This is a genomic window from Streptomyces sp. NPDC003327, from assembly GCF_053589515.1.
On record NZ_JBSFSA010000033.1, the window covers coordinates 30,297 to 56,191 of the forward strand.

The window sequence follows — 25,895 nt, forward strand, 5'->3', positions numbered from 1 at the left end:
GGAGGACAAAAGGGATGCTGCGCTTGGGACGGCGTGAATTCGGGCCGCACGAGCCGGTGATCATGGCGATCGTGAACCGGACGCCGGACTCCTTCTACGACCAGGGCGCGACCTTCCGCGACGAGCCGGCGCTCGCCCGGGTCGAGCAGGCCGTTGCCGAGGGCGCCGCGATCGTCGACATCGGCGGCGTGAAGGCGGGCCCCGGCGAGGAGGTCACCGCCGAGGAGGAGGCGCGCCGCACGGTCGGCTTCGTCGCCGAGGTCCGGCGCCGCCACCCCGACGTGGTGATCAGCGTGGACACCTGGCGGGCGGACGTCGGCGAGGCGGTCTGCGAGGCCGGGGCCGACGTCCTCAACGACGCCTGGGGCGGGGTCGACCCGCGGCTCGCGGAGGTGGCGGCCAGGTACGGCGCCGGTCTCGTCTGCACGCACGCGGGCGGCGCCGAGCCGCGCACCCGGCCGCACCGGGTCGCGTACGAGGACGTGATGGCCGACATCCTGGAGGTGACGGTCGGCCTCGCCGAGCGGGCGGTGGCGCTGGGCGTGCGCCGGGACGGGATCATGATCGACCCGGGGCACGACTTCGGGAAGAACACCCGGCACAGCCTGGAGGCGACGCGGCGGCTCGACGAGATGACGGCGACGGGGTGGCCGGTGCTCGTCTCCCTCTCCAACAAGGACTTCGTCGGCGAGACCCTGGACCGGCCGGTCAAGGAGCGGGTCCTCGGCACCCTGGCGACGACGGCGGTGTCGGCGTGGCTGGGCGCGCGGGTGTACCGGGTGCACGAGGTGGCGGAGACCCGTCAGGTGCTCGACATGGTGGCGTCCATCGCGGGCCACCGGCCCCCGGCCGTGGCCCGGCGGGGGCTGGCCTGACCGTGCCCGGCGGGGACTGGCCCGACCGTGGCCCGGCGGGGGCCGGCCCGACCGGCCGGCACCCCGCCGGGCCGCGCGTCAGCGGCCGACCTCCTTGGTGACCAGCGCGACCGTCTCGTCCACGTCGTCCGTGACGTGGAAGAGCAGCAGGTCGCGCTCGGAGGCCTTGCCGCCCGCGACGACCGAGTCGCGGAGCCAGTCGACGAGGCCCTTCCAGTACTCCGTGCCGAACAGGACGATCGGGAAGCGGGTCACCTTGCGGGTCTGGACCAGGGTGAGGGCCTCGAAGAGCTCGTCGAGGGTGCCGAGGCCGCCGGGCAGGACGACGAAGCCCTGCGCGTACTTCACGAACATCGTCTTGCGGACGAAGAAGTAGCGGAAGTTCACGCCGATGTCGACGTGCGGGTTGAGGCCCTGCTCGAAGGGCAGCTCGATGCCGAGGCCGACCGAGACACCCGCGGCCTCCCTGGCCCCCTTGTTGGCCGCCTCCATGGCGCCGGGGCCGCCGCCGGTGATGACCGCGAACCCGGCCTCGGCGAGCGCCCGGCCGATCCGTACGCCCGCCTCGTACTCCGGCGAGTCCGGCTTGGTGCGGGCAGAGCCGAAGACGCTGATGGCGCTCGGCAGTTCGGCGAGCGCGCCGAAGCCCTCGACGAACTCGGACTGGATGCGCATGACCCGCCAGGGGTCGGTGTGCACCCACTCCGAGTCGCCCTCGGTGTCGAGCAGCCGCTGGTCCGTGGTGCCGGGCTGGACCTGGTCCCTCCGCCTCAGTACCGGTCCGAGCCGCTGCTCCTCCGGCTTCGTCTCTTCGGGGACACCCATGGTCTGCTCCCTCCGTCGATCCGACGATCTTCTGGTCCGGTCAGGGTAGGACGACGGAGGTGACGAAGTGGGAAATGACGGAAGTCAGGCGGTGAGCCAGTCGCGGAGTCGCGCCTCGCAGTGGTGGATGCGGTCGACGACGACGTGCTCGTCCCGCTTGTGCGCGTAGAGGGCGTCGCCGGGACCGTAGTTGACGGCGGGCACGCCGAGGGCGCTGAAGCGGGAGACGTCGGTCCAGCCGAACTTGGGCTGGGCGCTGCCGCCGACGGCCTTCATGAAGGCCTCGGCCGCCGGGTGGGAGAGGCCGGGCAGGGCGCCGGGGCTCTCGTCGTCCACGACGAACTCGGTGACGCCGCAGTCGGCGAAGACCTCGTGGACGTGGGCGAGGGCCTCGGCCGGGGAGCGGTCGGGGGCGTACCGGTAGTTGACGGTGACGGCGCAGGCGTCGGGGATGACGTTGGTGGCGACGCCGCCCTCGATCCGTACGGCGTTGAGGCCCTCGTGGTACTCCAGGCCGTCGATGACCGGCTTGCGCGGCTCGTAGGCGGCGAGGCGGGCGAGGATCGGGGCGGCGGCGTGGATGGCGTTGGAGCCCATCCAGGAGCGCGCGGAGTGGGCCCGCTCGCCCCCGGTGTGCAGGATGACGCGCAGGGTGCCCTGGCAGCCGCCCTCGACCTGGGCGTCGGAGGGTTCGAGGAGGACGGCGAAGTCGCCCGCGAGCCAGTCCGGGTGGGCGGCGGCGATCTTGCCGAGGCCGTTGAGGTCGGCGGCGACCTCCTCGTTGTCGTAGAAGACGAAGGTGAGGTCGCGGTTGGGCTCGGGCACGGTGGCGGCGATGCGGAGCTGGACGGCGACGCCGGACTTCATGTCGGAGGTGCCGCAGCCCCACAGGACGCCGTTCTCGTCGAGGCGCGAGGGCACGTTGTCGGCGATCGGCACGGTGTCGATGTGGCCGGCGAGGACGACGCGCTCGGCGCGGCCGAGGTGCGTCCGGGCGACGACGTTGTTGCCGTGGCGGTCGACGGTGAGGTGCGGGAGGGCGCGCAGGGCCCGCTCGATCGCGTCGGCGAGCGGCTGCTCGGTCCCGCTGACGGACGGGAAGTCGACGAGGGCGGCCGTGAGCGCGGCGCCGTCCCGGGAGAGGTCCAGCGCACTGTCGAGCGGGGTGATGTCAGCCATATCCCGACCCTAACCCGGCCTCCAGTACGGTGGGCCCCGTGTCCGAGCCCACCCGCCCCGCCCGCCGTGGCCGCCTCGCCCGTTCGGCGGCCGCCCTCGTCGTGCTGTCCGCCCTCGCCGGGTACGTCGCCGTCCACCAGATGACGGGGAGCAAAGGCGCGCCGAGGTGCAGCGTGGGCAGCGGTGAGAACCGGTACGAGTTCACCCCGGAGCAGGCGTCGAACGCGGCGACGATCTCCGCGGTGGGCACCAGCCGGGGGCTGCCGGAGCGGGCGGTGACGATCGCGCTGGCGACGGCGCTGCAGGAGTCGGCGCTGCGGAACATCGAGCACGGCGACCGGGACTCGCTCGGCCTCTTCCAGCAGCGGCCGTCCCAGGGGTGGGGGACGCCCCGGCAGATCATGGACCCGGTGTACTCGGCGACGAAGTTCTACGAGGGCCTGGAGGAGGTCCCGGGGTATTCGCGGCTGCCGCTGACGGTGGCGGCGCAGAAGGTGCAGCGGAGCGGCTTCCCGCAGGCGTACGCGAAGCACGAGCCGGACGCGGCGCTGCTGTCGGCGGCGCTGACGGGCCGGGCGCCGGCGGCGCTGTCCTGCACGGCGAGCGTGACGGAGGGCAGGCCGGGCGATCCGGCGCGGGTGCGCGCGGAGCTGGTGCGGGACTTCGGCGAGGGTGCGGCGCCGCGGGCCGTCACGGGCGGCGCGGGTGCGGGCGGCGCGGGTGCGGGCAGGTCGGCGGCGGGGCCGCCGGTGCTGGTGGTGCCGGTGCGGGTCGCGGCGGGGTCGGGCAGGGCGGCCGAGGAGCGGCGGGGTTGGGAGCTGGCGCAGTGGGCGGTGGCGCGGGCGGACGACCTGCGCGTCGCGGAGGTCGCGTACGGCGGGAAGGTCTGGCGCGCGAGCGACTCGGGCGGGGGCTGGGAGGAGGCCCCGGCGGCGGACGGCGAGGGCGGCGAGGAGCGCGTGGACGGCTCCGGCGGCGGCCGGGACGGTGCCGGAACGGTCCGGCTGCGGCTCGCGCGATAGCGCTCACGCGTACGGTTCTTCACTCGGGCGTGGCACGGTGCCGCCCGCCCCTCCGGGAATTCGGCGGGTTTTTCCGCTCCTTTTCACCGGTGGGTCCGGGACCCCCAATTCCCTTGCGAGGCAAGGGAAGTGACGGTTCGGCAGCCCGTCAGGCATGGACACGTTCGTCCGTTTTCCTCCCCACCCGACAATACGACGCATTACCAACTCTTTACCTTCGGCCGCCGCAACCTCACCCGCCCCGGGGCCGGTTGATCAGGGCGTCATCGTCCTCTCCGTCGAAGGAGCACCATGTCCCTCCCCCTGACCCGTCGGATCGCCCGCGCCGCCCTCCTCGTCGCGGCCGGCGCAGCCCCCGTGGTCGGTGCGGCCGGCTCCGCGAGCGCCCTGGACCACGGCCTCGCGCCCACCGGCGCCCTCGGCGGCGTGACCGCCCTGGATGCCGCGGGCGCGGGCTCCGCCGTCGACAGCGCCTCGCAGACCACGACCGGAGTCGTCGGCGCGACCGGCAGCGAGGCCGTCGGCACCGCCGTCCCGGCCGCCGGGAAGGCCGTCGGCGCGGCGGGCAAGACCGCCACCCCGGCCGCCCAGAAGGTCGCGGGCGACACGGCCGGCAGCGCGGGCGAGGTCGTCGGCCAGACGGCCGGCGCCGCCACCGAGAGCACCGAGGCCCCGGCCGCCGGCGCCCTCGGCTCCCTCCCGGTCGGCGGCGGCGCCCCGGCCGCCGGTGGCCTGATCGGCGGCCTGCCCGTCGGCGGCTGACCCCCGCGCCCCCACGGGAAGGGCCCGAGGAGCACGAGCTCCTCGGGCCCTTCCCGTGTCCGGCGCCCGACCTGTAGGGGCCTAGCCGAGCCGCTTCACCGCCGCCTCGACGCGCTCGTCCGTCGCCGTGAACGCCACCCGGACGAAACGCTCCCCGGCCTCGCCGTAGAAGTCGCCCGGGGCCACGAGGACGCCCTTCTCCGCGAGGTACGCCACCGTGTCCCAGCACGGCTCGTCGCGGGTCGCCCACAGGTAGAGGCTCGCCTCGGAGTGCTCGATCCGGAAGCCGTGCGCCTCCAGGGCCGCCCGCAGGGCCGCGCGCCGGGCCGCGTACCGCTCGCGCTGCTCCGCCACGTGCGCGTCGTCGCCGAGCGCGGCGACCGTCGCCGCCTGGACCGGGGCGGCGGTCATCATGCCGCCGTGCTTGCGGATCTGGAGCAGCTCGCCGAGGACGGCCGCGTCGCCCGCGACGAACGCGGCCCGGTAGCCGGCCAGGTTGGAGCGCTTGGAGAGCGAGTGGACGGCGACGATCCCCTCGTACGAGCCGCCGCAGACGTCCGGGTGGAGGACGGAGACCGGGTCGGCCTCCCAGCCCAGCTCCAGGTAGCACTCGTCGGAGAAGACCAGCACGCCGTGCTCGCGCGCCCAGGCCACGATCCGGGTCAGCTCCTCCTTGGCGAGGACCCTGCCGGTGGGGTTGGACGGCGAGTTGAGCCAGAGCAGCCGGACCGCCGCCGGGTCGAGGTCGGCGACCGGGTCGTCGTACACGACGGGGGTCGCGCCGCAGAGCCGCGCCCCGACCTCGTACGTCGGGTAGGCGAGCCGCGGGTAGGCGACGACGTCACCGGCGCCGAGCCCCAGCTGCGTCGGCAGCCAGGCCACCAGCTCCTTGGAGCCGACCACCGGCAGCACGTTCTCGTGCGCGAAGCCGGTCGCGCCGAGCCGTCGCCCGCACCAGTCGGTCAGGGCGTCGCGCAGTTCCTTCGTCCCCCACACCGTGGGATAGCCCGGCGAGTCCGCCGCCGCGACCAGGGCCTCCTGGATCAGCGCGGGGACCGGGTCGACGGGCGTGCCGACCGAGAGGTCCACGATTCCGTCCGGGTGCGCCAGGGCCGTCTTCTTGTACGGCTCCAGCTTGTCCCAGGGGAAGACGGGCAGGCGCGAAGAGACTGCGCTCACGGGTGGCTCTCACTTCCTCGTACGTACACGGGAGAGGCGTCGGGAAACGCCTCGGTCCCGCACGACGGACGGCGCCGTGCGGGACCGGATGCGGTCGATCAGCCGTTCTGCGGCGGCAGGGCGGCGATGAAGGGGTGGTCGCGCTCGATCTCGCCGAGCTTGGAGGCACCACCGGGCGAACCGAGCTCGTCGAAGAACTCGACGTTCGCCTTGTAGTACTCCTTCCACTCCTCCGGGGTGTCGTCCTCGTAGAAGATCGCCTCGACCGGGCAGACCGGCTCACAGGCCCCGCAGTCGACGCATTCGTCCGGGTGGATGTACAAGGAGCGCTTGCCCTCGTAGATGCAGTCGACGGGGCACTCCTCGATGCACGCCTTGTCCTTGACGTCGACACAAGGCTGCGCGATGACGTAGGTCACGCTGTCGTTCCTCCTCGATAGGGCTGGTCTGCGCGGGAGCGCGGCGTCGTCGATGCCCGCACCTAGTATCTCCGTTCTTGGGGGCGATCCGAACAGGAGGGGCGGAGAACCTGTGGAATTCATCGGCGGAGGGCGCCTTGAGGTCCGAATCACCAGCGCTGACGTGGGAAAACGTGTCTCCGTTCGGTACGTGACGGACTCGGGCGCGGCGGGTGAGAAGTTCACCGACGCGGTCGGAGTTCTCACATCATGGGACTCCGGTGTGCTGCTGATCACACGAAAGAGCGGCGAGGCCGTCCGCATCGCGGAAGCCTCCCTGGTCGCCGGCAAGACCGTGCCCGCCGCACCGGCCCGCCGACGGGGTCCCGCGGCGACCTTCCCCGAGCTCGCGCGGGCCACCGCACGTGCCTGGCAGCCGGTCGAGAGCGAGGCGCTCGGCGAGTGGACCCTGCGGGCGGCGGTCCTGGAGGAGCCGGAGGACGGCCCCGGCGGGGCGGCCGCCGGCCGCCGGGCCGGCTTCACCCGGCGGGCCAACTCCGCGCTGCCGCTCGGAGATCCGGGGATGCCGCTCGCCGGGGCCCTGACGGCCGTACGGGAGTGGTACGCGGCCCGGGGGCTGCCCCCGTACGTCCAGGCCGCCACCGGCGCCGAGGGCACCCAGGAGCTGCTCTGCGCCGCCCTCGACCGGCACGGCTGGCGGCGCGAGGTCTCGGCCGAGGTGCGGATCGCGGCCCTGGCGCGGATCGGCGACCAGGACGCCGACACCGGAGCCGTACGCCTCTCGCGGACGTGCGACGAGCGGTGGCTGCGCCGGTACCGCGGGTCCGGTTCGGCGAGCCCCGCGGCGCTCTCCGTCCTCTCCTCCGGGCCGCGTGTGTGGTTCGCGTCCGTGGAGGGCACCGAAGAGGTACCCGCGGCGATCGGGCGCTGTGTCGTCGACGGACGCTGGGCCGGGTTCATGACGGTCGAGGTCGACCCCGGACAGCGGCGCCGGGGCCTGGCCACCGCGGTCATGACGGCGCTCGCCCGGCGGGCGCTCGACGAGGGCGCGTCGGCCGCCTGGCTCCAGGTGGAGACGGACAACGACGGCGCGCGGGCGCTGTACGACGGGATGGGCTTCGCGGTGCACCACCACTACCACCACTACCGATGGACCGAGGAGTGACCGAGGGCGGGCCGGCCGCGGGAAGCCCCGACCGGCGGCGGGAGTTCGCGGAGGAGGCCCGGGCCGAGCGCCCCGACCTGGCCAGGCTCTGCCTGCTGATCGGCGCCGTCGCCGACCCCTCCGTCACCGAGGCGGACCTCGCGGAGGCCGAGATCGAGCTCGACCGCCTCGCCGGCCTCGTGCCGTACGCCACCCGGATCACCGGCGACTGGGCCGCCGAACTCGCCGCGCTGCTCGGCGTCCGCGAGGGCTTCGAGGGGGTCCCCGCCGACTACCAGCGCCTGGAGTCCTCGCTCCTCCACGAGGTGCTCCGGCGGCGCCGCGGACTGCCGATCCTGCTCTCCGTGGTGTGGATGGAGGTGGCCCGCCGGGCGGGCGCGCCCGTGTACGGGCTCGGGCTGCCCGGCCACTTCGTCGTGGGCTTCGGCGACCCGGACGAGCTGAACCTCGCGGACCCGTTCGCGGGCGGCCGCGCCATGACGGGCGCGGACGCCGAGCTGCTGGTGGCGAGCGCGACGGGCGAGGCGCTCGACCGCTCGATGCTGCGGCCCGCCGAGCCGGGCGCGATCGTGCTGCGCATCCTCAACAACATCCGCGCCTGGGCGGCGCCCCGGCCCGAGCGCTCCGACGTGGCGCTGTGGGCGGTGGAGCTCTCGCTGCTGCTGCCGTCCCACCCGGCGAAGCTGCGCTACGAACGGGCCGAACTGCTCGTGCAGCGGGGCGAGTTCCTCACCGGGGCGGCGGAGATGGAGGCGTACGCGCAGGTGATGGACGCCGTCGATCCGGACGCGGCACTGGCGATCCGCCGCCGGGCCCAGGCGGCGCGGGCCCGCCTGAACTAGACCGTTTCCTTCGGATCAGGCCGGATCAGCGGCGCGTGGTGACCGCCCGGGACGCGGGCGAGCCCCCGTCCCGGGGTGGGGACGGGGGCTCGGAGCCCAAGCGGCGGGAGTGCTCAGCCCTCGCCGCTGAGGTCGATCGTCTTCGTGCGCTCCGCCCTGGTCTTGCCGCGCAGGGCGTCGCGCATCACGAAGGCGACGTCGTCCGCGGAGACCTCGTGCTTGGTGCCGTCGCCCTTGGTGATCATCACGCCGTCGAAGGCGCCGTCGAGGAGCCGCTCGATGGCCTTCTTGTCGTAGACCTCGATCAGCCGGCCGTTGACCGCCTTCATGGAGAGGATCTGCGGCAGCGACCGCGCCGGGCCGAAGTCGATCGACCTGCCGCCTGCCTTGATGGTGATCAGGTCGGACATGGCGGGGGTGGCGAACTCGCGCATGGCCCGGTCCAGCTCGGCCTTGGTGACGGTGGGCCGGAGCGTGGTGACGGGCAGTTCGACGACGTTCGCGCGGCCCGTCTCGACCTGGGCGCGGAAGGCGTCCCGGACGGAGATCATCGAGCGCTGCACGTCCAGGCCCTGGCCGGGCTTGCCCTCCACCGGGGTGACCTTGTTCGGGGCGAAGAGGATCGTGCCCTCGGTGGCGGAGGCGGAGGAGCCGGCCAGGTCGCGGAGGGCGACGGCGAGCTTCTCCTCGTCGACCGGGAAGACGGGCTTGGCGATCCGCTCGCCGCCGAAGAGGGAGCCGATGACGGAGACCGGGTTGTAGTCGCTGCCCGCGGCGGCGCGGACGGTCTCCTGGCTGTCCAGGGAGAGGCCCGCCTTGTCCGGCGGGAGCTGGACCTTCTTGCCGCCGACGCTGAGCTGGAGCGGTGCGGCGGCGCGCTTGCCGAGGGCCGCGTCCAGCTTGTTGACGGCCTCCTCCTTCGTGCCACCGCCGATGTCCACGCCGAGCACCGTGGTGCCCTTGGGGACGTCGGAGTGGTTGAGGAGGAGTCCGCCGCCGTAGGCGACCCCGGCGAGGCCGACGAGCCCGGCGGCGAGGAGGACCAGCTTGGAGCGGCCCTTCTTCGCCGGGGCGGCCGCGCGCGGGGCGGGCTTGGGCGCGGGGGCCGGGGCGGGCGCCGGGGCCTGCGCGTCCGGGGTACGGGGAGCGGGGTGCGGGCGCGCCGCGTTCGGCGGGACGACCGGGATGCCGCTCGTGAGGGTGTCGCCGGAGACGTGACCGCCGCCGCCCTCGCCGCGCGGGGGCGCGGGCTGCTGGGGGGTCAGGACCGCGGTGTCGTCGGACAGACGGGGGGCGCCGGCCGACTGAACGGGGCCGCGTCCGGCCGGGCCACCGGGACCGACGGGCCCGCGTCCGGCCGGGCCGCCGGGACCCGCGGGGCCGCGGAACGGCGCGCCGCCGCCGAGGGAGGCGTTGCCGGTGACCGGGCCGGTGGTGGGACCGGCCGGCGGGGCGGCGGGGCCCTGGTGGGCGGGGGTTCCGGCGGCGGGCGTCCCGTCGTACATCGGGGTGCCGCCGGGCGGGGTGGGCCGGTAGGCGGGGGTGCCACCGGCCGGGGTGCCGTCGTAAGCCGGCGTCCCGCCCGCGGGCGTCCCGTCGTACAGCGGCGTCCCGCCGGCCGGGGTGCCGGTCTCGTAGAGCGGGTTACCGGGGGCGGGCGGGGCGCTGACCGGGCGGCTCGACGGGGTCGTGCCGACGGTCGGGACGCCGGAGGTGGCCGAGCCGGCGAAGCCGGTGCCGGGGGTCTCGCGGCCGGGGCCGGGCGCGGGCTTCGGCGCCGGGGCCTGCGGGGCCGGGGCGTGCGGCGCGGGGGTCTGGGCGGCCGGAGCGGGCGCGGGGGCCTGGGGCACCGGGCCCGGTGCGGCCTTGCGCGGGGCGAACCAGTCGCTGGTCGCCTTGGGCGCCGGGGCCTCCGCGGCCCGCGGCGGCTCGGGCGCGGCGGCGGGCTCGGGCTCCGGTTCCGCGACGGGCGCGGGCTCCGGCTCGGCCTCGGCGGCCGGGCCGTCGGCGACGGTCTTGCGGACCACGACGGGCGGGATCGGCCGCGAACCCGGGATGTTGATCCGGATCCGGGTCGTCAGCGTGGTCTCGGTCTTGGGCTCCTCCGGCGGCGCGGCCGCGGCGGGGGTCTCCTCCGGCGCGTCCTGCGTGGGGTGGAGCGACGGATACTGGCGGGATCCGTACGGCGGGGTCCCCGACGGGTAAGCGGCTCCACCGCGCCCCTGGGCGCCGGAGGACGGACTGTCAGTCTCTCGACCAGTTTCACGACTCAAAGCAGGATCTCCCGGTTGGCTCCGCCGCCCGCTCTTGCTGATGCTCGTTCTGACCCGGGCGGTTCGGCGGCGCGCACCACCATACTGGCCGCCGCCGTCTCGTACCCGACCCGTCGGCGGATGACGACGGGCAATCCGGCCGAAGTCAGGGCGACCCCGGTCTCAAGTCGGCCTGCTCACGCGGCCGGTCGCGGCAGCTTGCCGAGAGTGGCGCACATCACAGCGATCGCCATGCCTCCGAAGAGGAAGAGCAGCTCGCCGACACCGCCGCCGAACAGGCCGTCGCCCTCGGGCCGTCCGAGGCTGAGGACGATGACGGCGAGGAGCCAGCCGCCGCCCGCGGCGGCGATGCCGAGCTGTCTGCCGGTGGCGCGCAGGCCCCCGTAGAAGAGGCCGGCGGTGGCGAGGAGGGCGAGGAACAACCCGGCCGGGAGCCAGGCGGCTTGGACGAGGGTTCCGGCGGTGCCGACGAGGGCGCCGAGGACGAGGAGGACGACGTACGAGACGCCGCGCGCGAGGGGCGTGTTCATCGGGCGGTCACCCCCGCGAAGAGGTCCGTCTCGCGTTCCCCGGCGGGGGCTCCGGAGTCTCCCCGGACCAACTCGTAGTACTCGGTGGTGAGGATCGGCTGCGCGAGGTCGTTGGAGAGGGCGAAGAAGGGGCCGTCGACGGCGACTTGGGTGGCGTGCGCGGCCATGGCGGCGGTCTTGCGGGCGGCGTGCTCGGGTTCCGCCTCGATCACGGTGGTGACGCGGTCCTCGTCGACCACACCGGGCACGTCGTCGACGGCGGCGACGCCGGGGAAGACGGAGCCCTCGGCACGGAGGCGGGCGAAGCCGGACTCGACGACGGGGCGCGGCACGCGGTTCCAGTAGATCTTGGCGATCGCGTGGGCCGGGCCGAGGTCGGGGCGGTAGTCCGGGTCGGCGGCGAGGTCGGCGGCGCGCATGGCGACCCGGTGGGCCTGGATGTGGTCGGGGTGGCCGTAGCCGCCGTCGGGGTCGTAGGTGACGAGGACCTGGGGGCGGGTCTCGCGGACGATCGCGACGAGGTGGGGCGCGGCGGTGTCGACGTCGGTGTTCCAGAAGGCGCCGGGGCGCTCGTTCTGGGGGACGCCCATCATGCCGGAGTCGCGGAAGCGGCCGGGACCGCCGAGGAAGCGGTGGTCGGTGACGCCGAGCTCGGCCATGGCGGCGGCGAGTTCGCCGACGCGGTGGGCGCCGAGGCGGTCCTCGCGGTCCGGGGCGAGATGGGCGAGTTCGGGCGGAATGACCTCGCCCTCCTCGCCCAGGGTGCAGGTGACCAGGGTGACGAGGGCGCCTTCGGCCGCGTACCTGGCCATGGTGGCGCCGTTGTTGATCGACTCGTCGTCCGGGTGCGCGTGCACGAGGAGCAGCCGACGGGCGGGAAGCTCGGTCATGGCCCCAGCCTACGAGGCGGGGCCGCCGACCCTCCGGCAGGGACGCCGGGTCAGAACTTGAGGCCGCCGATCATGCCGGCGACGTTGGTGGTGAGGGTGCTGATGGAGGGGGCGATGGAGGAGCTCGCCAGGTAGAACCCCAGGAGCGCGCAGACCGCCGCATGTCCAGCCTTCAGCCCGGATTTCCGGATCAGCAGGAAGACGACGATCGCCAGCAGCACCACCACGGAGATCGAGAGTGCCACGGCGGTTCACCTCCACCTTCGGTCGGATGTTCGAGCGGTTCGGTCAGCGTGTACGTGCCGGAGCGGGTGCCGTCGTGATGCATACCCACCTAGCGCTACGGATCATAACTATCCGTTCCCTCGCATTGGTCGGCGGACGGAGGCACGGAGGGGGCGCACAGCGCGGTTTTCGGCCGCACACAGGTCGCGGCGCCCGGGAGCTCCCGCGCCGCCGGTTTCCGCTTGCCCTGGCGGGGTGGGCGGCCGGGTGCGGAAGTGGTGATTCCGGGAGCCTGGCATGTGCCGCATGGATTGGCCGGAATCATTAGCTCGGGGGAGGCTGGGGTTCCGGACGAGCGTTCACCAGCCGGGCGGGCGGGGGTGCGGCGGGGGCGGGGGGAGCAGGGCGGCCGGGGGGTACGGGGCGGTGGGCGGCGCGGGGGCGCCCGGTCCGGCGAGGAGCGCGAGGACGGCGGCTCCGGCCAGGAGCCCGTACAGGGCACTGAGGACGCTCAGTTGGTTGGCTCCCGTGAGCTCCGCGAGGTGCGGAAGGACCCCGCTCCGCAGGAACCCGGCCGTGTCGGCGAGGCCCTCCGCGCCGAGGAACGCCCCGGCGAGCAGCCCGAAGGCCCGCGTGTGGCGGGCTCGGGCGACGGCGGAGCCGGCGGCGGTGCAGCAGAGGACGACCAGGACCACGGCCAGCCAGCCGGGCGGGACGCCGAGGTCGGGGCCGCCGAGGTAACGGCCGCCGAGGAAGCGGTCGACGGTGATCTCCGCGGGCAGTTGCCCGGCCCGGTGGACCTCCCAGGAGAGGACGACGAGGGCGGCGAGCGCCAGCAGCACCGCGGCGGCGACGGCGGCGGCGGTCCGGGGCCGGGTGGGCGGCCGGTCGTGGGCGGAGGCGGCCGGGCGGCGGCCGGCGGCGGCGGTGACGAGGAGTCCGGCGGCGAGGGCGACGTCGAGGAGGCCGGTGACGAGGGCGCCGGTGCCGGGCGCCCAGAGGCCGGGGAGGCGCAGGGCGAGGGTGACGGCGCCGGTGGCGGCGAGCGCGGAGGCGGCGTGCCGGGAGCGGAGGGCGGCGACGGCGGTGGCCGTCGTGACCAGGAGCAGCACGGGGTCGACGAGGGAGGTGGCGGCCCGGAGGCGGATCAGGAGGGCGTGGTCGCCGATCCAGTGGTGGAAGAGGCCGGTGGGCGAGCCGAGGGCCGCGAGGTCCCTGAGGATCCAGACGGCGCAGACGAGGCCGAGGGCTCCGCAGAGCGCGGCGCCGATGAGACGTGCCGGTCGAGTCACAGTCACGGGGCCGATACTGACCGTCATGGGCGACCGAAACAAGCGGTTCCGGTCGCGGCCCGCCCCTGCGGCCGGCCGGGGGACAACCGTCGCCCCGGCCGGCCTACGGCACCCGCACGGCCGTACGCCGTCGAGCCTGCCGCGTCCGTATATCGGAGCCGCTTCGGGTGCGTTGCCCGGACGTTACGCGCCCGGCGGGCCCGGGCCGGGTCCGGCCACCCGCCCGGACGTCACGCGCCCGGCGGGCCCGGGGCCGGCGGCCGGGGGGTGTCGGGTTCCTCCGGCGGGACGACCTGCTTCTCCTCGGCGAAGTGGCAGGCGGAGTCGTGCCGGGCCGGGGTGTCGACGAGGCGGAACGCGGCGGGGACGGCGAGCAGCGGGACCTCCAGGGCGCAGCGCTCCCGGGCCTTCCAGCAGCGGGTGCGGAAGCGGCAGCCCGAGGGGATGTTGGCCGGGGAGGGGACGTCGCCGGAGAGGATGATGCGCTCGCGGTGGGCGCGGGCCTCCGGGTCGGGGACGGGCACGGCGGAGAGCAGCGCCTGCGTGTAGGGGTGGGTGGGGTGGTCGTAGATCTCGGCGTCGGTGCCGATCTCGACGATCCGGCCGAGGTACATGACGCCGACGCGGTCGGAGATGTGCCGCACGATCGACAGGTCGTGGGCGATGAAGACGTAACTCAGGGAGAACTCGGTCTGGAGGTTCTCCAGGAGGTTGACGACCTGGGCCTGGACGGAGACGTCGAGGGCGGAGACCGGCTCGTCGGCGACGATGATCTCGGGCTGGAGGGCGAGGCCGCGGGCGATGCCGATGCGCTGGCGCTGGCCGCCGGAGAACTGGTGGGGATAGCGGTTGATGTACTCGGGGTTGAGGCCGACGACGTCGAGGAGGTCCTGCACCTTGCGGCGCCGGTCGCCCTTGGGCGCGACCTCGGGGTGGATCTCGTACGGCTCTCCGATGATGTCGCCGACGGTCATGCGGGGGTTGAGCGAGGTGTACGGGTCCTGGAACACCATCTGGATGTTGCGGCGGACGGCCTTGAGGGCCCTCGGGGAGAGCTTGGCGAGGTCCTCGCCCTTGTAGCGGATGGAGCCGGAGGTCGGGCGCTCCAGGTTGACGAGCATGCGGGCGACGGTGGACTTGCCGCAGCCGGACTCGCCGACGATGCCGAGGGTCTCGCCTGCGGCGAGGTCGAAGTCGACGCCGTCCACGGCCCGGACGGCGCCGACCTGCTTCTTGAAGAGGATGCCCTGGGTGAGCGGGTAGTGCTTGTGGAGGTCCCGGACTTCGAGAATCGCCTCAGCCATGGAGGCACTCCTTCCAGAAGTGGCAGGCGCTCGTTCGCGGGACGGGCGACTCGGTGACGTCGTACAGCGGGGGCACGTCGGTGCGGCAGCGGTCCCGGGCCAGCGGACAGCGGGGGTTGAAGGCGCAGCCGGGCGGGATGTTCAGGAGGTTGGGCGGGAGGCCCTTGATGGCGAAGAGCTCGTGGCCCTTCTGGTCGAGGCGCGGGATCGATTCGAGCAGGCCCTTGGTGTAGGGGTGGGCGGGGCTCTTGTAGATCTCGTGGACGGGGGCCTGCTCGACGATCCGGCCGGCGTACATCACGGCGATCTTGTCGGCGACGTCGGCGACGACGCCGAGGTCGTGGGTGATGAGGATGAGGCCCATGTTGAGTTCGCGCTGGAGCTCGGCGAGGAGGTCCATGACCTGGGCCTGGACGGTGACGTCGAGGGCGGTGGTGGGCTCGTCGGCGATGATCAGCTCGGGTTCGAGGGCGAGCGCCATCGCGATCATGATGCGCTGGCGCATGCCGCCGGAGAACTGGTGGGGGTACTGGCCGACGCGTTCCCTGGCGGCGGGGATGCGGACCCGGTCCATGAGTTCGACGGCCTTGGCGCGGGCGTCCTTCTTCGACATGCCGCGGTGCACCCGGAACATCTCGCCGAGCTGCTCGCCGACGGTGAGGACGGGGTTGAGGGAGGAGAGCGCGTCCTGGAAGATCATCGCCATCTTGGCGCCGCGGATCTGCCGCCGCTCCTCCTCCTTGAGCGTGAGGAGGTCCTGGCCCTGGAAGAGGATCTCGCCGCCGGTGATCCTGCCCGGGGGGATGTCGAGGATGCCCATGACGGCCTGGGCGGTGACCGACTTGCCGGAGCCGGACTCGCCGAGGACGGCGAGGGTCTCCCCCGCGTCGACGGAGTAGTCGACGCCGTTGACCGCCTTGGCCACCCCGTCGCGGGTGTGGAACTCCACGTGCAGGTCGCGCACTTCGAGCAGCATGGGTTCCTACCTCAGCTTGGGGTCGAGGGCGTCGCGGACGGCGTCGCCGAGCATGATGAAGGCGAGCACGGTGACGGCGAGGGCGCCGGAGGGCCAGAGCAGCATGTGCGGCGCGTTGCGGATGTACGGCGAGGCCGAGGAGATGTCGATGCCCCAGGAGACCGTCGGGGGCTTGAGGCCGACGCCGAGGAAGGACAGCGTCGCCTCCAGGGCGATGTACGTGCCGAGGGCGATGGTGGCGACGACGATGACCGGGGCCAGGGCGTTGGGCGTGATGTGGCGCAGCAGCATGCGGGAGTTGGAGGCGCCGAGGGCGCGGGCGGCCTGCACGTAGTCGTTCTGCTTGACGGTGATGACCGAGCCGCGGGCGATGCGGGAGATCTGGGGCCAGCCGAGCAGCACCATGAAGCCGATGACGGGCCAGACGGTGTTGTTGCTGACGACGGAGAGGAGGACGAGGCCGCCGAGGACGACGGGGATGGCGAAGAAGATGTCGGTGACCCGGGAGAGGAAGCCGTCCCAGGCGCCGCCGAAGAAGCCGGCGAGGCCGCCGAGGACGGAGCCGAGGATCGTGACGCCGAGGGTGGCGAAGAGGCCGACCTGGACGGAGGCCCTGGCGCCGTAGACGGTACGGGTGTAGACGTCGCAGCCCTGGCCGTTGAAGCCGAAGGGGTGGCCGGGCTGGGAGCCCTCCTGGGCCTTGGAGAGGTCGCAGTCGAGGGGGTTGCCGCTGGCGATGAGCTGCGGCCAGATGGCGATGACCACGAGGAAGACGATGATCAGGCCGGAGATGATGAAGACGGGGTTGCGGCGCAGGTCGTGCCAGGCGTCGGACCAGAGCGAGCGGGGCTTCTTGTCGGGGCCGGTGCCCTCGGGGCCGCCCGGTGTCTTCTCCAGGGTCTCGGCCTCGGCCATCGCGAGGTCGTAGGCGCCGCCGCCTCCGGTGGGGGCGATGGCCTGGCCGTCGTACGGCTGCTCGGGCTGGTCAGGCATAGCGGATCCTCGGGTCAAGGACGGCGTACAGGAGGTCGACGAGCAGGTTCGCCACCAGGAAGACCAGGACGAGGACGGTCACGAAGCCGACGACGGTCTGGGTGTTCTGGCGCAGGATGCCCTGGTAGAGCTGGTAGCCCACGCCGTGGATGTTGAAGATCCGCTCGGTGACGATGGCGCCGCCCATGAGGGCGCCGATGTCGGTGCCGATGAAGGTCACGACGGGGATGAGGCTGTTGCGCAGCAGGTGGCGGGTGATGACGCGGCGGCGGGGCAGGCCCTTGGCGACGGCGGTGCGGACGTAGTCGGCGCGCTTGTTCTCGGCGATCGAGGTGCGGGTGAGCCGGGTGACGTACGCGAGGGAGACGGAGGCGAGGACCAGGCCGGGGACGAGGAGTTCGGCGAAGGTGGCCTCGGAGGAGACGGAGGGGTCGATCCACTTCCACTTGACGCCGAGGAGCAGCTGGACCAGCAGGCCGGTGACGAAGGTCGGGACGGAGATGACGACCAGGGTCAGCAGCAGCACCGTCGTGTCGACGGGGCGGCCGCGGCGCAGGCCGGTGAGGACGCCGAGGCTGATGCCGATGACGATCTCGAAGAGGATGGCCACGATGGTGAGGCGGATGGTGACCGGGAAGGCGCTGGCCATCAGCTCGGTGACCTCCTGGCCGTTGAAGGCCGTGCCGAAGTCGCCGGTGAAGACGTTGCCCATGTAGGTCAGGTATTGCTGCCAGACCGGCTTGTCGAGGCCGAACTCCTTCTTGAGCTGGGCCGCGGTCGCCGGGTCGCACTGGCGGTCGCCGCACAGTCCGGCGACGGGGTCGCCCATCACGTTCACCATCAGGAAGATCAGCAGCGTGGCGCCGAAGAAGACCGGGATCATCTGCAGCAGTCGCCGGATCACATAACGACCCATGGGGGGCTCCGGGGGGTGTGGGGAAGGCGTACGGCCCGGGCGCGGGGGTCCGCGGGGCCGGGCCGTACGCCACCGACCTGCTACGGCGTCAGTTGACCTTGATCTCGTTGTAGACGGGGACGCTGAAGGGGTTCAGCGCCACGTTCGAGATGCGCTCCGAGTAGCCGGCGCTGCCGTTCTGGTACCAGAGCGGGATGGCCCCCATGTCGTCGCGGAGGACTTCCTCGGCCTGCTGGAAGAGTCCGACGGCCTTGGCGGTGTCGGTCTCGGCGTTGGCCTGGTCGACGAGCTTGTCGAACTCGGCGCTCGTGTACTTGCCGTCGTTGGACGAGGCGTTGGTGTAGTACATCGGCTGGAGGAAGTTCTGGATGAGCGGGTAGTCCATCTGCCAGCCGGCCCGGAAGGGCCCGTTGAGCTTCTGGGTGGTGACCTGGTTGCGGTAGTCGGCGAAGGTGCCGACGGGGTTGCCGACGCAGGCCCGGTCGTTGCCGAGGGCGCGGTTGATGGAGTTGCAGACCGCGTCCACCCACTCCTTGTGGGAGCCGGTGTCGGCGTTGTACGAGATCTTCATCGTGCCGCCGGGGATGCCGCCGCCCTCGGCGACGAGCTTCTTCGCCTCGGTGGGGTTGTACGCGCAGGAGTCGCCGCAGACGTCCTTGAAGCCGCCCTCCTCGCCGAGGACCGGGGAGGTCCAGTCCTTGGCGGGGGTGCGGGTCTTCTGGAAGATCGTCTCGGTGATCTGCTCGCGGTTGATCGCCATGGAGAGGCCCGTGCGGAGCTTCTCCTGGCCGGGCTTGTTCCAGGCCGGGTCGTAGAAGGGGATCGACAGGGTCTGGATGATGCCGGCGGGGGTGTTGATGTACCGGTCGCCGAGGTCGGCCTCGACGTTCTTGAGCTGGGAGGCGGGGACGTCGTCGACGAGGTCGAGGTTGCCGGCGATGAGGTCGGTGTAGGCGGTGTTGTTGTCGGTGTAGACCTTCAGGGTGACGCCGCCGTTCTGGGCCTTGTCGTCGCCGGGGTAGCTGTCCCACCGCTTGAGGGCCATCTGGGAGCCCTTGGTGTACGAGTCGACGGTGTACGGGCCGTTGCCGACGGGCTTCGAGAGCCACCCGGCGCGGTCGTTGAAGAAGGCCTTGGGCAGCGGGGCGAAGGCCGCGTAGCCGAGGGTGTCGGGGAAGGTCGAGAACTTCTGGGTGAGCTTGACCGTGAAGGTCAGGGGCCCGGTGACCTTGAGGCCGGAGAGGGTGTCGGCGGTGGGCTCGCCCTTGTCGGGGTGGACCTTGTCGTACCCCTCGATGTAGCCGAAGAAGTAGGCGTTCTTCTGGTTGTTCTTCAGGTTGGCGCCGTAGTTCCAGGCGTCGACGAAGGACTGGGCGGTGACCTTCTCGCCGTTGGAGAAGGTCCAGCCGTCCTTGACCGTGACGGTGAAGTTGGTGGAGTCGGTGGTCTCGATCTTCTCGGCGAGCATGTCCTTGGCCTCGCCGGTCTTCGGGTCGTACCGCTTGAGACCGCGGAAGATCATGTCGAGGACCTTGCCGCCCTGGACCTCGTTGGTGTTGGCCGGCTCCAACGGGTTCTGCGGGTCGCCCCACGAGGAGGACACGATGCCGTCGGCCCCTCCGCCACCGCCGCTGTCGTCACCGCCGCCACAGGCGGTCGCCGCGAGGGCGACCGCGGTGGCCAGTGCGGCCCACTTCGCGTGCGTGGCTCCGCGCATGACATGCCTCCCGAAGATCCTTGCCGAGACTTAGGCCCCCATATCACCGCGTAAGGGACATGCGCGCATCTCGGTCGCACCCGTCCGGGCGGCGGGCGCGGGGCGCGCGGACGACGAAGGGCGCCCCGGTTCCGTGGGTACGGAACCGGGGCGCCCGGTGCGTTCGACGCGTGCGGATCAGCAGATCGAACGGATCAGCCGGATCAGCCGGATCAGACGGGGAGGACCGTCCGCTCCTCGGCGAAGTGGCAGGCCGACTCGTGCGCGGCCAGGGTGTCCTGGCCCTGGAAGCGCTCCGGGATCGCGAGGAGCGGGACCTCGGTGGAGCACTTCTCCTGCGCCTTCCAGCAACGGGTGCGGAAGCGGCAGCCCGACGGCGGGTTCGCCGGTGAGGGGACGTCACCGGTGAGGATGATCCGGTCGCGGTGGGCGCGGGCCTCCGGGTCCGGCACGGGCACCGCGGAGAGCAGCGCCTGCGTGTACGGGTGCGTCGGGTGCTCGTAGATCTGCTCGTCCGTACCGATCTCGGCCATCTTGCCGAGGTACATCACGCCCACGCGGTCCGAGATGTGCCGGACGATCGACAGGTCGTGCGCGATGAAGATGTAGGAGAGGTTGAACTCGTCCTGCAGCTTCTCCATCAGGTTGATGACCTGCGCCTGGACGGAGACGTCCAGGGCGGAGACCGGCTCGTCGCAGATGATGATCTCCGGGTTGAGCGCGAGGCCGCGGGCGATGCCGATGCGCTGGCGCTGACCGCCGGAGAACTGGTGCGGGTAGCGGTTGATGTACTCGGGGTTCAGACCGACGACGTCGAGCAGCTCCTGCACCTTGCGGCGCCGGTCGCCCTTCGGGGCCACCTCGGGGTGGATGTCGAAGGGCTCGCCGATGATGTCGCCGACCGTCATGCGCGGGTTCAGCGAGGTGTACGGGTCCTGGAACACCATCTGGATGTTGCGGCGGACGGCCTTCAGGGCGCGGCCGGACAGCCTGGTGATGTCCTGGCCCTTGTAGAAGACCTCGCCGGCGGTGGCCCGCTCCAGGTTCATCAGGAGCTTGGCGACGGTGGACTTGCCACAGCCGGACTCGCCCACGATGCCGAGGGTCTCGCCCTGGAAGAGGTCGAAGGAGACCCCGTCCACGGCCTTGACCGCGCCGACCCGCTTCTTGAAGAGGATGCCCTGCGTCAGCGGGAAGTGCTTCTGCAGGTTGCGCACCTGGAGGATCGGCTCCCCCCGCTCGACGGGGGCGTCGAGCGCGGCGGCCACGGCCTCGTCGTTCTTGCTGAGGTCAGCCATGGATCGTCTCCTTCCAGAAGTGGCAGGCGCTCTTGCGGCCCGGCAGGTCCGCACCGTCCTGCTCGGTGACCGGCACCAGGGCCGGGATCTCCGTGCGGCAGAGGTCGGTGGCCTTGGGGCAGCGCGGGTTGAAGGCGCAGCCGGCGGGCACCCGGAGCAGGTTGGGCGGCAGGCCCTTGATCGCGTACAGCTCCTGGCCCTTCTGGTCCAGGCGCGGGATCGAGTCCAGGAGGCCCCGGGTGTACGGGTGGGCGGGGCGCGCGTACAGCTCGTGCACGGGCGCCTGCTCGACGATCCGGCCCGCGTACATCACGGCGATCTTGTCCGCGACGTCGGCGACGACTCCGAGGTCGTGGGTGATCAGGATCAGGCCCATGTTGTACTCGCGCTGGAGCTCCGCGAGGAGGTCCATGACCTGGGCCTGGACCGTCACGTCGAGGGCCGTGGTGGGCTCGTCGGCGATGATCAGGTCGGGCTCGAGGGCCAGCGCCATGGCGATCATGATGCGCTGGCGCATGCCGCCGGAGAACTGGTGGGGGTAGTCGGAGACCCGGGCCGCGGCGGCGGGGATCTTGACCTTGTCCATCAGCTCGATGGCCCTGGCCTTGGCGTCCTTCTTGGACAGGCCGTGGTGGACCCGGAACATCTCGCCGAGCTGGTAGCCGACGGTGAGGACCGGGTTCAGGGAGGACAGCGCGTCCTGGAAGATCATGGCGATCTTCCGGCCGCGGATCTTCCGGCGCTCCTCGTAGGACATCTTGAGCATGTCCTCGCCGCGGAACAGGATCTCGCCCTGCGGGATCTTGCCGGGCGGCATGTCGAGGATGCCCATGATGGCCTGCGCGGTGACGGACTTGCCGGAGCCGGACTCGCCGAGCACGGCGAGCGTCTCACCGGCGTTCACCGAGTAGTTGACGCCGTTGACCGCCTTGGCCACACCGTCGCGGGTGTGGAACTCGACGTGCAGGTCCTTGACTTCGAGCAGCGGGCCGTTGTGCTCGGCTCCGTCGCGCGGCGCGGGGACGGCCGCGGTCTTGTCGATGATGCTCATCTTTTACGCCCTCCTCAGCGCAGCTTGGGGTCGAGGGCGTTGCGGACGGCTTCGCCGAGCATGATGAACGCCAGGACGGTGATGCTCAGCATGATCGACGGCCAGAGCAGGACATGCGGGGCAACGCGGATCTGGTCGACGGCGGTGGAGACGTCGACACCCCACGAGACGGTCGGGGCGGCGAGGCCCAGACCCAGGTAGGACAGGGTGGCCTCGGCCGAGATGTAGCCGCCGAGCGCGATGGTCGCGACGACGATCACCGGGGCCATGGCGTTCGGCAGGATGTGCCGGAAGAGGATCCGGGACGTGCCGGCGCCGAGGGCCTTGGCGGCGTGGACGTAGTCGGCCTGCTTCACGGTGATCACGGCGCCGCGCATGACGCGCGCCATCTGCGTCCAGCCGAGGAAGGCGAGGGCGAAGACGACGACCCAGACGGTCCGGTCGGTGAAGGACTGCAGGACGACCATGGCGCCGAGCAGGAACGGGATGCCGAAGAAGATGTCGGTGACCCGGGAGAGGAGCGCGTCGATCCAGCCGCCGAAGTAGCCGGCGAGCATGCCCATCAGGCCGCCGACGACGGTGACGATGAGGGTGACGCAGATGCCGACGATGATCGAGGCGCGGGTGCCGTAGATCAGACGGGAGTAGACGGAGCGGCCCTGCTGGTCGTAGCCGAACCAGCCCTCGGAGCCGATGCTGCCCAGCTCGGGCTTGCCGAGGTAGTGCTTCACCAGGTCACCGGCGGTCGGGGACGCGCTGGTGAAGAGGGTCGGGAAGGCGGCGATCAGCAGCAGGAACGCGATCAGCACCGACGAGACGATGAAGTACGGATTCCGGCGCAGGTCGCGCCAGGCGTCGCCCCACAGGCTGCGCGCCTTCTCCGGCTTGGCGGCCGGGGCCACGTCCACCGGGGGGGTGGCGACGGCGTCCTCGGCTGCGGTGGAGGTGGCGGTCTTGGTCACGTCAGGCATACCGGATCCTCGGGTCCAGGACCGCGTACAGCAGGTCGATGAGGAGGCTGGTCACGAGGTAGACAAGGACCAGGATGGTCACGAGGCCGACGAGGGTGGTGCCCTCGCGCCGGGTGATCGACTCGGCGATCAGGCCGCCGACGCCCTTCACGTTGAAGATGCGCTCGGTGACGATCGCGCCGCCCATCAGGGCGCCGATGTCGGTGCCGAGGAAGGTGACGACCGGGATCATCGAGTTGCGCATGAGGTGGACACCGATGACGCGGCGCTTCGGCAGGCCCTTGGCGACGGCCGTGCGCATGTAGTCGGCGCGCAGGTTCTCGGCCATCGAGGTGCGCGTGAGCCGCGCCACATAGGCAAGCGAGAGACCACCGAGGACGATGGCCGGAGCGATCATCTCGGAGAGCAGCTGGTCGTTGCTGACGTTCGGCGCGATCCAGCCCAGGTTGTCCGCGAAGATCATCTTGATGAAGAAGCCCAGGACGAAGACCGGGATCGAGATGATCAGCAGGGTGAAGATCAGGATGGCGTTGTCCGCCAGGCGGCCGGCGCGGAGGCCGGCGATGATGCCGAGGCCGATGCCGAAGATCAGCTCGAAGGCGAAGGCGAGGGCCGCCAGCTGAATGGTGACGGGGAACGCGTCGCCCACCACTTCGGTCACGGGACGGTCGTTGCGCAGCTGCGTCCCGAAGTCGAAGTGGAAGATGATCCCGCTGATGTAGTCCCAGTACTGCTTGATCAGCGGCTGGTCGAGACCGAGCTTGTGTCTGATCTCCGCGATGGTCGAGGGAGATGCTCCCTTGTCACCGAACAGACCGGCCACGGGGTCGCCGGGCAGGCTGTAGACCATGAGGAAGATCAGCAGGGTTGTCCCGAAAAAGACCGGGATCATCTGGAGCAGTCGTCGTGCGACATAGCGCCCCATCATGCCTCCGTTGAGATGTGACGGCCGCAGCCGACGGGCCCTCCCGCGACAGGCCGTGCCCCGATCCGGGCACGGCGATGTCGTGGAAGGGCCCCCCAGCCACTGCGTAAGGCGCCGAGACGGGACTGACGATCCGTCAGTCCCGTGACGGCTTGCGGACTACGCTTGGGTGATTACTTCGAGACCTTGACGCCGGTCAGGATCGGGTCGCCGTCCTGGCCGTACGCCACACCCGAGACCTTCTCGGAGAAGCCCGCGTTGACCTTGTAGTACCAGAGCGGGATCGACGGCATGTAGTTGACCAGGTCCTTCTCGATGGCCTGGTACTTCTTCACCGACTCGTCGAGCGTCGGAGCGGAGTCCGCGTCGGCGATCTTGGCGTCGAGCTCCTTGTTGGAGAAGTCACCCTGGTTGCCGCCCGCACCCGTGCGGAACAGGTCCGAGATGAAGTTGGCGTTCACCGGGTAGTCGAGCACCCAGCCGGAGCGGTACAGGGACTTGACCTGCTTGGTCTTACGGGCCTGGAGGTCGGCCTGGAAGTCCGGCTTGCCGTCGCCGACGCACTTGACGCCGGTGTTCTGGGTGATGGAGTTGCAGACCGCGTCCACCCACTCCTTGTGGCCACCGTCGGCGTTGAACTGGATGGAGATGGCGTTGTTCGGGACGCCACCGCCGGCCTTGATGAGCTCCTGGGCCTTCTTCGGGTCGAACTTGGTGATCTCGACCGCGTTCGGCTGGTAGCCGAGCACACCCTTGGCGACCCAGCCGGTGGCGGGCTCGCGGGTGCCCTGGAGCACCGTCTTGGTGATGGTGGCGCGGTCGATCGCCATGGACAGACCCTGGATGACGCGCGGGTCGACCTGCTTCGGCTTCTTCCACTGGTCGGCGTAGAAGGCGACGGCGATGGTCTGGATCGCGGAGTACGCCTGGTCCACGGCGCGGTCGCCGAGGTCCTGACGGTAGACCGGGAGGTCCTTCGGGGCGATCTGGCGCAGGACGTCGACGTTGCCCGACTTCAGGTCCTCATAGGCGGCCTCGAGGGTGGTGTAGTTCTTGAAGAGCACACCACCGTTCTGCGCCTTGTTCGGACCCTTGTAGTCGTCGTAACGGACGATCTCGATCTGCTTCTTGTGGTCCCAGCTCTTGAACTTGTAGGGACCGTTGCCGACGGGAGCCTGGCCGCGCTCCTTCTCGGAGAGCTTGTAGAAGGACTCCGGCAGCGGGGCGAAGACGATGTACGCCAGCTTGTGCGCGAAGTACGGGACCGGCTTCGAGAGCTCGATCGTGAAGGTGTTCTCGTCGACGACCTTCAGGCCATCCAGCTTGTCGGCGGTCGCCTTGGCGCCCTCCTCCTCCGGGTGGACCTTCTCGAAGCCCTTGATGTCGGCGAACCAAGAGGCCAGACCCTGGGCGTTCTTGAGCTGGGCGTTCCAGTTCCAGGCGTCCACGAAGGACTTGGAGGTCACCGGGGTGCCGTCGTGGAAGGTCCAGCCCGGCTTGAGCTTGACGGTCCACGTCTTCGAGTCGGTCGTGGTGACCGACTCGGCGTTGATCATCTCCAGGGAGCCGTCGGCCTTGTAGTCGACCAGGGTCGAGAACAGGCCGGCCATGACGGCGGAGCCGTTGGACTCCATCGTGTCACCGGTGAGCAGGGGCTTCTCCGGCTCGCCCAGCTCGACGGAGAAGATTCCGTTCGGGTCGACTTCGCCCTTGGCGTCGCTTCCGCTGCCGCCCTTACCCCCGCCACAGGCGGTCGCAGCCAGGGCGACGACGATCGCGCCCGCTACCCACTTGGCGCTCTTGGCACCACGCATGGGTTCCTCCTCATGAGTCCACTTTTGTCACTACAAGAGGGGCACTTCGAGTCCGCCGACACCCCTGACGGCGTTGCACTCGCGTACCCCGAGTGTGCTCGTGAGTCGGCACTCCCCACAGTGCGTGACCCATTGACCCGAGCTCAATGGAGCCAACTATTAAGTACGTCCGGGCCGTAAACCACACTTAAGTGGTCTCGGTTTGACAACATCGCCCAGCCCCTGATGACCGAAATCCGGACAAACTGATCACAGACAGACACCCCCGAAACGGACCGTTAACACACGTACCGGAGAGCGATGGTCGATATGCGGACGCCGCGACCGTGAAATGGAGTTGACGGGATTTGACGAAAGGCCCGGATCCCCACACGTTTCCGTGGGGATCCGGGCCCTTCTGCTGACGTCGTGTCAGCCGTGAGCGGCGAAGATCACAGGTCCGGGACCAGGCC

General features: G+C 71.4%; 24 protein-coding genes. 5 read left to right on the top strand and 19 right to left on the bottom strand.

What is annotated here, in order from left to right:
* Positions 1-14: 14 nt before the first annotated feature.
* On the top strand, positions 15-875 hold the full coding sequence (gene folP, locus ACWDVG_RS22855) for a dihydropteroate synthase (RefSeq protein ID WP_451701233.1): 861 nt from the start codon (positions 15-17) through the stop codon (positions 873-875).
* Between the two features lie 78 nt (positions 876-953).
* Here the strand turns inward: folP and ACWDVG_RS22860 are convergent, their stop codons facing one another.
* Together ACWDVG_RS22860 and dapE are read right to left on the bottom strand one after the other, a co-directional pair.
* Positions 954-1,700, bottom strand: coding sequence for an LOG family protein (locus ACWDVG_RS22860; RefSeq protein WP_451701234.1), 747 nt, complete (start codon positions 1,698-1,700; stop codon positions 954-956).
* Positions 1,701-1,784: 84 nt separating this feature from the next.
* Positions 1,785-2,879 carry a succinyl-diaminopimelate desuccinylase gene (dapE, locus tag ACWDVG_RS22865; RefSeq protein WP_451701235.1) on the bottom strand — a complete coding sequence of 365 codons (1,095 nt, stop codon included), beginning with the start codon at positions 2,877-2,879 and terminating at the stop codon, positions 1,785-1,787.
* Positions 2,880-2,908: 29 nt separating this feature from the next.
* On the opposite strand from dapE, the gene ACWDVG_RS22870 reads away from it, so the two are divergent.
* The gene (locus tag ACWDVG_RS22870) at positions 2,909-3,901 is read left to right on the top strand and encodes a hypothetical protein (RefSeq protein WP_451701238.1); all 993 of its coding nucleotides are present in this window, start codon (positions 2,909-2,911) and stop codon (positions 3,899-3,901) included.
* A gap of 291 nt (positions 3,902-4,192) precedes the next feature.
* Entirely contained in the window at positions 4,193-4,663 is a 471-nt protein-coding gene (locus ACWDVG_RS22875; protein WP_451701240.1) for an ATP-binding protein, read from the top strand.
* Positions 4,664-4,744: 81 nt separating this feature from the next.
* On the opposite strand, the gene dapC is transcribed toward ACWDVG_RS22875, so the two are convergent.
* Both dapC and fdxA read right to left on the bottom strand, forming a co-directional pair.
* The gene (gene dapC / locus ACWDVG_RS22880) at positions 4,745-5,842 is read right to left on the bottom strand and encodes a succinyldiaminopimelate transaminase (RefSeq protein ID WP_451701242.1); all 1,098 of its coding nucleotides are present in this window, start codon (positions 5,840-5,842) and stop codon (positions 4,745-4,747) included.
* A gap of 98 nt (positions 5,843-5,940) precedes the next feature.
* Complete coding sequence (fdxA, locus tag ACWDVG_RS22885; protein WP_351792596.1) at positions 5,941-6,261, bottom strand: ferredoxin; 321 nt, start codon at positions 6,259-6,261, stop codon at positions 5,941-5,943.
* Positions 6,262-6,373: 112 nt separating this feature from the next.
* Between fdxA and ACWDVG_RS22890 the strand changes: the two genes are divergently transcribed.
* Positions 6,374-7,426, top strand: coding sequence for a GNAT family N-acetyltransferase (locus ACWDVG_RS22890; RefSeq protein ID WP_451701244.1), 1,053 nt, complete (start codon positions 6,374-6,376; stop codon positions 7,424-7,426).
* Positions 7,411-8,268 carry a transglutaminase family protein gene (locus ACWDVG_RS22895; RefSeq protein WP_451701246.1) on the top strand — a complete coding sequence of 286 codons (858 nt, stop codon included), beginning with the start codon at positions 7,411-7,413 and terminating at the stop codon, positions 8,266-8,268. Before ACWDVG_RS22890 ends, ACWDVG_RS22895 begins: the two co-directional genes overlap by 16 nt.
* Positions 8,269-8,381: 113 nt before the next feature.
* On the opposite strand, the gene ACWDVG_RS22900 is transcribed toward ACWDVG_RS22895, so the two are convergent.
* The 15 genes from ACWDVG_RS22900 to ACWDVG_RS22970 form a co-directional block, all read right to left on the bottom strand.
* Positions 8,382-10,541: a hypothetical protein gene (locus tag ACWDVG_RS22900; RefSeq protein WP_451701248.1), complete on the bottom strand. Its 2,160-nt coding sequence runs from the start codon at positions 10,539-10,541 to the stop codon at positions 8,382-8,384.
* A 176-nt stretch (positions 10,542-10,717) separates the two neighbouring features.
* Positions 10,718-11,071 carry a DUF6113 family protein gene (locus ACWDVG_RS22905; protein ID WP_451701249.1) on the bottom strand — a complete coding sequence of 118 codons (354 nt, stop codon included), beginning with the start codon at positions 11,069-11,071 and terminating at the stop codon, positions 10,718-10,720.
* On the bottom strand, positions 11,068-11,961 hold the full coding sequence (mshB, locus tag ACWDVG_RS22910) for an N-acetyl-1-D-myo-inositol-2-amino-2-deoxy-alpha-D-glucopyranoside deacetylase (RefSeq protein WP_451701251.1): 894 nt from the start codon (positions 11,959-11,961) through the stop codon (positions 11,068-11,070). Before mshB ends, ACWDVG_RS22905 begins: the two co-directional genes overlap by 4 nt.
* Before the next feature lie 50 nt (positions 11,962-12,011).
* Positions 12,012-12,206: a hypothetical protein gene (locus ACWDVG_RS22915; protein ID WP_015035959.1), complete on the bottom strand. Its 195-nt coding sequence runs from the start codon at positions 12,204-12,206 to the stop codon at positions 12,012-12,014.
* A 339-nt stretch (positions 12,207-12,545) separates the two neighbouring features.
* Positions 12,546-13,484 carry a hypothetical protein gene (locus ACWDVG_RS22920; protein ID WP_451701253.1) on the bottom strand — a complete coding sequence of 313 codons (939 nt, stop codon included), beginning with the start codon at positions 13,482-13,484 and terminating at the stop codon, positions 12,546-12,548.
* Positions 13,485-13,708: 224 nt separating this feature from the next.
* Positions 13,709-14,782, bottom strand: a complete 1,074-nt coding sequence (locus ACWDVG_RS22925) for an ABC transporter ATP-binding protein (protein ID WP_451701254.1) — start codon at positions 14,780-14,782, stop codon at positions 13,709-13,711.
* Positions 14,775-15,758: an ABC transporter ATP-binding protein gene (locus ACWDVG_RS22930; protein WP_451701257.1), complete on the bottom strand. Its 984-nt coding sequence runs from the start codon at positions 15,756-15,758 to the stop codon at positions 14,775-14,777. Before ACWDVG_RS22930 ends, ACWDVG_RS22925 begins: the two co-directional genes overlap by 8 nt.
* 6 nt (positions 15,759-15,764) lie before the next feature.
* Complete coding sequence (locus ACWDVG_RS22935) at positions 15,765-16,751, bottom strand: ABC transporter permease (RefSeq protein ID WP_451701259.1); 987 nt, start codon at positions 16,749-16,751, stop codon at positions 15,765-15,767.
* Positions 16,744-17,667, bottom strand: a complete 924-nt coding sequence (locus tag ACWDVG_RS22940) for an ABC transporter permease (protein ID WP_451701260.1) — start codon at positions 17,665-17,667, stop codon at positions 16,744-16,746. The genes ACWDVG_RS22935 and ACWDVG_RS22940 overlap by 8 nt, the downstream gene beginning before the upstream one ends.
* 88 nt (positions 17,668-17,755) lie before the next feature.
* A complete protein-coding gene (locus ACWDVG_RS22945) occupies positions 17,756-19,384 on the bottom strand; it encodes a peptide ABC transporter substrate-binding protein (protein WP_451701262.1) in 1,629 nt (542 codons plus the stop codon).
* Between the two features lie 212 nt (positions 19,385-19,596).
* Positions 19,597-20,682 (bottom strand): ABC transporter ATP-binding protein, encoded by a 1,086-nt coding sequence (locus ACWDVG_RS22950; RefSeq protein WP_451701264.1) that lies wholly within the window; start codon positions 20,680-20,682, stop codon positions 19,597-19,599.
* Positions 20,675-21,733: an ABC transporter ATP-binding protein gene (locus ACWDVG_RS22955; protein ID WP_451701266.1), complete on the bottom strand. Its 1,059-nt coding sequence runs from the start codon at positions 21,731-21,733 to the stop codon at positions 20,675-20,677. Before ACWDVG_RS22955 ends, ACWDVG_RS22950 begins: the two co-directional genes overlap by 8 nt.
* Before the next feature lie 14 nt (positions 21,734-21,747).
* Complete coding sequence (locus ACWDVG_RS22960) at positions 21,748-22,704, bottom strand: ABC transporter permease (RefSeq protein ID WP_451701268.1); 957 nt, start codon at positions 22,702-22,704, stop codon at positions 21,748-21,750.
* A complete protein-coding gene (locus ACWDVG_RS22965; protein ID WP_451701301.1) occupies positions 22,697-23,629 on the bottom strand; it encodes an ABC transporter permease in 933 nt (310 codons plus the stop codon). The genes ACWDVG_RS22960 and ACWDVG_RS22965 overlap by 8 nt, the downstream gene beginning before the upstream one ends.
* Positions 23,630-23,802: 173 nt before the next feature.
* A complete protein-coding gene (locus ACWDVG_RS22970) occupies positions 23,803-25,443 on the bottom strand; it encodes a peptide ABC transporter substrate-binding protein (protein ID WP_451701269.1) in 1,641 nt (546 codons plus the stop codon).
* Between the last annotated feature and the right edge of the window lie 452 nt (positions 25,444-25,895).